The sequence below is a fragment of the Mesorhizobium sp. M0601 genome, from assembly GCF_040320845.1.
Taxonomy (GTDB): Bacteria; Pseudomonadota; Alphaproteobacteria; order Rhizobiales; family Rhizobiaceae; genus Mesorhizobium.
Genome location: NZ_JAMYQK010000090.1, coordinates 1 through 3,813, shown reverse-complemented (window position 1 = coordinate 3,813; position 3,813 = coordinate 1). Strand labels below are relative to the sequence as shown.

Below are 3,813 nucleotides of genomic sequence, written 5' to 3'. Positions count from 1 at the left end.
CAACGGCCCCCGCGTCCACTTCATGAGGAACGTGCTGGCCCATGCCGGCAAGAGCGGCCGCAGGGTCGTCTCAGCCTTCATCGCCGCCGCTTTCGCCCAGGAGACGTCCGAGGCCGCGTCCGTACAATGGCGCGCCGTCGCCGACCAGATCCGGCCGAAGGTGCCGAAGCTGGCGACAATCATGGACGACGACGAGCCCGACGTGCTGGCCTACATGACCTTCCCGGATGACATCGACAAGCGCTTTGTCAGCTCATGTGCTAAATTCTCCCAGCACGGACGACCACGTGGCAAAGAGCGGCGCCTGAGGATGAAAGCGCCGCCGCGCTGCCTCATAGCCGTTCCTCCTTTGTGGCGTCCGTGCGCCGCTTCGGCCCTCGCTGTCGCCACTGGCAGACCATCAGCTCATAGGCGTGCTCAGCATGCTCGGCCGCAGCCTTCTCCCGGTTGCGCAATTCCTTGACAGTGTAGGCGTAGGCTTGAACCGCGACGACCAACACCGCGTTCGTTGGGCGCGCCGGCCTTGAGGGCGAGTTGTCGCTGCTTCGCCGCCACCAACGCAGGCCTCACCCACAGATAGTTCTCCTGCCTCGTCTGCATGTGCCTGATCAACACGGCGAGCTTGCGGGCGACCGCGACCGCCGCAACCTGACGACCGCGCTTGTTGCGGATGCGCAGGAAGAAGGCTCTGAGCGGTCCGGGCGCCTTCGCCGCCGCCCCGGCGGCCTCGACCAGCATGGCACGTGCGTGGGAACGCCCGTGCTTGCTGATCCGGCCATACTGGGCGACTCCAAGACCGGATTGCCGGACGCGCGGATTGAGGCCGAAGTAGCTCACCAGCTTCTGTGGTTCGCCGAACCGGTGGATATCCCCGATCGCCGCAATGATCCCGGTGGCCACGACGGCATTGACGCCGGTGATCGTCTGAAGCCGACCGACCTGCGGATCGGCATCCCTGGCGATATCACGATCAAGGTCTGCCAGATCCTCGGCCAGGCGATCGATCTCACGGATATGTCTGGCGATCGCGGTCCGTTCGTCGTCGGGAGGCACCTGCCGCTCAAGCCAGGCGCGGCCGCGATTGTTGAACAGATCGGCATGCGGGCACTTCGGCACGAGTGCGCCTGCAGGATGCCATGCACCTCGTTCTTCACGCGCGTGCGATGCCGCACGACCTGATTGCGCCGCCGCGACGAGACGGCGAAGCCGCTCGGTCCGCTCGTCGGGAACCCACACCTCGGGCAGAAAGCCGCTGGCATGGAGCTGCGCCAGAACCCCGGCATCGATCTTGTCGGTCTTGATCCTGGCATGGGCGATCGCCTTCACCTGCATCGGATTGGCGACAATCACCCGGCGACGAAGGGCGAAAGCACGCGCACCACCGCCATGGCATTGCCGGTCGCCTCGACAACGACCTTGTCAGTTGCAACCAGGCTGCGGCCGAACCCTTCCAAACCGGAGCGGGTCATGTCGATCCATCCGTGGTGGCGCAGCCGGCCATCTTCCCAGAAAACCACTTCCGCAAAAGTGCGGTGGATGTCCATTCCAATCACACGTCTCATTGGCTCCCTCTTCCTTAAACAATCGGGAGCCGGCGGGCGACGCGACACCTACGGATCCGCGCTCTCGGCGCAACCGGGCAGGTCGCAGGGGCGGCCAGCTACTAACGCGAGCTCCCAGCTCATCCAATACATCGGCCTGCCCGCACTTGGCGTGCTCCCGGTGCCCCTGTCCCGGATGGTCGCACCATCCGCCGAAAATCTCGCATCTCCAGCGGCGGACCAGATGGCACCGTCATGATCGTACCGGTTACCAATCCGATCGAGCGTCTCAACGGCGAGATCAAGCGGCGCACCGAGGTCGTCGGAATCTTCCCGAAAGACGATGCCATCGTGCGCCTCGTCGGCGCGATCTTGCTCGAACAGAACGACGAATGGGCCGTGCAGCGCGCCAGATACATGACGCTGGAAACAATCAGCCAGATGAGCGATGATCCCCTGATCAGCCTGCCAGCTGTGGCGCGCTGATCAGCCCGGCCATGCCGGAGAGGACGGCGACCAATGCCGCCAGCTACACCACGCCGCGGGACACGATCCGATGGTACCGTTCGCGACTCTATGTGGGCGCAGCAAACGCCACGTCGCGCATACTTCACAGCCAGTGTTTCCAGCTGTATCAGTCCCAACTCAGGGTGAAGTGTAGTGCAGATAAGAGATGTCCGCTCGTCAAGCATTGAGGCATTTTTTTTGTGCCCGTCGGCACGGAATGCGAAGCCTCTTCGAGTCTAACTCTCAGGATGGTGCAGCCGTAGGATATGGCAGCGCTGCAACTTGTCCCGCCTCTTCTCCGTCAAAATAATGGAACGTATGCGCGGTTATTCGGCATTTTCCATTATACGCAATATCTTGCCGGCCAAAGGTACTGGCGGCGCGCTTGGCGCGCTCCTGATCCGAAGGCGGCCTATGATGTTGTTATTATAGGCGGCGGGCACGGCCTCGCGACCGCATTCTATCTCGCGGAAAACCACGGCATACGCAACGCCGTGCTAGAGAAGGGCTATGTTGGCGGCGGCAACGTCGGCCCGCAACACGACTGTCATTCGCTCCAACTACTTGCTCGACGGCAACACCCAGTTCTACGAATTCTCGATGAAGCTCTGGGAAGGCATGTCGCGCTGAATTTTATATCGAAGCGAGTATGGGAGAGGAAATATGGGCCCGGTTGATAAAGGCTGGCGCGCCTTTCCACCTGAGGCCTTACGGAATCGAAGCTCTGGACGCCTTGCGCGTCGAGAAAGGCCACGTCGCGGAACTGGAGATCAACGGCAGGACGAAGCTCGACGACCTCGGACTCAGCCGCATGGCGGGCAAGCGGAGAGGCTATGTAGTGATGTGCTTAGCCGCCGCGAAGCCATCAGTGGGCCGGCGCGCCCGCGGTTGGTCGGGCTTGCCAGGAATGCCGCTGAAGAAGGCGCCGAGATCGTCGCATCTCGTCCGATAAAGGGCGAGACGGTTCGGGCTCAGATAGTCTCCCCCATATTCCTCGAACCGAAGGGAGACCGGCTGCATGGCTGACGATACCAACATACCTATCTTCGAGATGTTTGCTTATGACTGCTCGATCCTTCAATTCGAGGGCTGGGATGGCCCGATGGCGCGATTCGATACGGTCCTGAGTAAGATGCTGGGCGGACCGCTGCCGAAGACGGTTGGCGACACTGCCCGTCATGACAACTGGCTAGTTATCCGCATTGCGCCGCGCCGGTTCTGGCTGCTTTGCGACGGCACGTCACCTAGTGTCGACGTCGATGCGGACCTCGGCTGCGCGCTGCCGCTCGGCGAGGGTAGGGCTCGGCTCCGGCTTTCCGGCAGGGGCCTCAAATATGTGCTGGAGCGGTGCGTCGCTTTGATTGGGCGTACTTGAAGATGGACGGGCAGTCCAGACAAGGCTCGATCAAATGCCGGTGCTGCTGCTGCGCAGGAGCGGGTTCGAATGCGACCTTCTTGTCCCGCGCAGCCTAAGTAAGGGCCTGACCGAGTGGCTTGCCGATGCCTCTTCTGCTGTCCATTAACTACCCCACGAACCGGTCGAACAGGGCTGGCCAGGTAGTCAAATGTATGATCGGCGCCCTCGAAGAAAGCAAACCAATTGAATCGACATTCGTTAAGATAGGAGAGCTGCTATGCCCACAAATAGTCAACAAGAACGCCTACCTGCATTTAGTCAACAGGAATACCGCGAGCGCAACGCCAGATTGCGGCAGAAAATGGCAGAGTACGGTATGGATGCGCTGCTTGTCATGAACGAGAATAA

General features: G+C 61.5%; 4 protein-coding genes and 3 pseudogenes. 5 read left to right on the top strand and 2 right to left on the bottom strand.

Annotated elements, in window-relative coordinates; all coding sequences use genetic code 11:
* Positions 1 to 226, top strand: a pseudogene (locus tag NKI41_RS32805) (transposase); the annotation flags it as partial.
* Positions 227 to 417: 191 nt separating this feature from the next.
* On the opposite strand, the gene NKI41_RS32800 reads toward NKI41_RS32805, so the two are convergent.
* Entirely contained in the window at positions 418 to 1,332 is a 915-nt protein-coding gene (locus NKI41_RS32800) for an IS110 family RNA-guided transposase (protein ID WP_352687149.1), read from the bottom strand.
* A gap of 14 nt (positions 1,333 to 1,346) precedes the next feature.
* Positions 1,347 to 1,562, bottom strand: a complete 216-nt coding sequence (locus NKI41_RS32795) for a hypothetical protein (RefSeq protein WP_352687146.1) — start codon at positions 1,560 to 1,562, stop codon at positions 1,347 to 1,349.
* A 249-nt stretch (positions 1,563 to 1,811) separates the two neighbouring features.
* On the opposite strand from NKI41_RS32795, the pseudogene NKI41_RS32790 reads away from it, so the two are divergent.
* From NKI41_RS32790 to NKI41_RS32775, 4 genes and pseudogenes are all read left to right on the top strand, one after another.
* A pseudogene (locus NKI41_RS32790) lies at positions 1,812 to 2,027 on the top strand (transposase); the annotation flags it as partial.
* Between the two features lie 339 nt (positions 2,028 to 2,366).
* Positions 2,367 to 2,675: pseudogene (locus tag NKI41_RS32785) on the top strand (FAD-dependent oxidoreductase); the annotation flags it as partial.
* 22 nt (positions 2,676 to 2,697) lie between these two features.
* Complete coding sequence (locus NKI41_RS32780; protein ID WP_502901273.1) at positions 2,698 to 3,000, top strand: hypothetical protein; 303 nt, start codon at positions 2,698 to 2,700, stop codon at positions 2,998 to 3,000.
* Positions 3,001 to 3,066: 66 nt separating this feature from the next.
* Complete coding sequence (locus tag NKI41_RS32775; RefSeq protein WP_352687143.1) at positions 3,067 to 3,423, top strand: hypothetical protein; 357 nt, start codon at positions 3,067 to 3,069, stop codon at positions 3,421 to 3,423.
* Positions 3,424 to 3,813 lie beyond the last annotated feature (390 nt).

Coding starts and splice junctions, on each gene's coding strand:
- NKI41_RS32800 (WP_352687149.1), bottom strand. CDS start 1,332: ATGCAGGTGAAGGCGATCGCCCATGCCAGGATCAAGACCGACAAGATC.
- NKI41_RS32795 (WP_352687146.1), bottom strand. CDS start 1,562: ATGAGACGTGTGATTGGAATGGACATCCACCGCACTTTTGCGGAAGTG.
- NKI41_RS32780 (WP_502901273.1), top strand. CDS start 2,698: ATGGGAGAGGAAATATGGGCCCGGTTGATAAAGGCTGGCGCGCCTTTC.
- NKI41_RS32775 (WP_352687143.1), top strand. CDS start 3,067: ATGGCTGACGATACCAACATACCTATCTTCGAGATGTTTGCTTATGAC.